1 pseudogene is annotated in these 1461 nt (G+C 74.3%); it reads right to left on the bottom strand.

Annotated features, from left to right (window positions below):
• Positions 1-332 precede the first annotated feature (332 nt).
• Positions 333-1461: pseudogene (locus ABZS54_RS42930) on the bottom strand (hypothetical protein); the annotation flags it as partial.

Raw genomic sequence — 1461 nt, 5'->3', positions numbered from 1 at the left:
CCGCGCCGTACGCGGCGGTCGACATGCCCACCGCGATCCCGGCGCGAACTCGACCGACGGCGCCCGGTCAAGGATTGTGCGGTGACCGACCGGCCGGCGCGCGGAGGGCAATCGACAGCTGCCGAGCGGCTGCGGAGCGCCTGTTCGGCGTACGACGGGTGCTCGCGCAGGGTCCGGCCCGTGCCTACGGGCCGGAGGGGCCCGCCGGTGCGAACACGCCGTTATGGCGCCGGCCGCCCGCGCGGTCCGGCCGAACCTGGCTGCGAACTTCGCAGCGCGCCATCGTCGCCGTGTCGATCACCCGGCTCCGCGCCCGGAAGCGCAGGACATGCCTAGGCCGGTGCCGTATCCGGAGCGGTGCCGGCCTCCGCTGCGGCTGCCGTGGCCTTGGCCGCCGCCTGGAGGGTTTGCACCGGGGTGTTCGTGCGCAGTGCTTCCACGTAGATCAAATGCTCCGGTGCGATTCGCCCGCGCAGCTCGCCGTTCTCGACGTGGGCCTCGGTCAGCCAGCCGTCCGCGACCAGGATCTCCGCGCCGGCCGCGACCTCTTCGGCCGTGGTCGCGGTGAGGCCGGTGAGGAACGCGACCTCCACGCGGGCGTCGCCGTTCGCGTCCGAGTGGGCGGTGATGCCGAGCGCGGCCAGCCGTACGTGTGCGGGCTGCTTGCGCAGCTTCTTGTGCGAGATCAGTCGGGCGACCCAACCCGAGGACCGGGTTCGGGGCAACTTGCCCAACGAGAACCCTTCGGCGCCGGGGACACCGCACCCGACCGGGTCCTCCTCGGTCGCCAGCAAGTCCTCGACGTCCACGGTGAGCCACCCGGACGCGGTCAGTTCGCCGACCGCGAGTTCGGCCTCCTTACCGCACACGCCGCGCAGGTCCGGCCCGGTCAGGTTGGCCACGCCCGAGCCGACTCCGCGCAACAGGCAGACCAGCGCGAGCAGTCGGGAGACGGGCGCGGTGCCGGGCTCGGTCCGCCCGATATAGGTCAGCGCGCCGCGCACCGGCTCGCCGAGACCGCTCACCGCCCAGTGCCCACCCGGCTCCGCGCCGGGACGGGTGCTCTCCCACGGGATGCCGCGCTGCTGGGCCAACTGCTGGAGGGTGGTCTCGTACGCCCGGCGGGCCCGGTCGGCCTCGGCCCGGACCAGGCCCGTGCCCAGCGGATACGGTGCGTCGGCCCACAGGGTGAGTGCGGCGGCCTTGCGCTTGGTCAACTCCGCGACGACGGTCAGGTCGGCGACGCCGCCGGCCTGATGCGCGCGGAACCCCTCGACGATCGAGACGAGTTCGGCCAACAGCGGCTCCGGCAGGCCCGGCGGCACGGTGAGCACGCCGAAGCGCTTGAGGCCGGTCGGCTCCCCGTCCCTGGCCCCCTTGGGCTCACGCGGGCGGCGGACCTCCTTGGACAACCGCGGCTCCGGCGCCGTACGCGCGCTTGGGGTCGGCGGCGCGGCCACG

It is taken from the genome of Embleya sp. NPDC005575, assembly GCF_040605455.1.
Taxonomy (GTDB): domain Bacteria; phylum Actinomycetota; class Actinomycetes; order Streptomycetales; family Streptomycetaceae; genus Embleya.
This window is presented reverse-complemented; position numbering and strand designations above follow the sequence as displayed.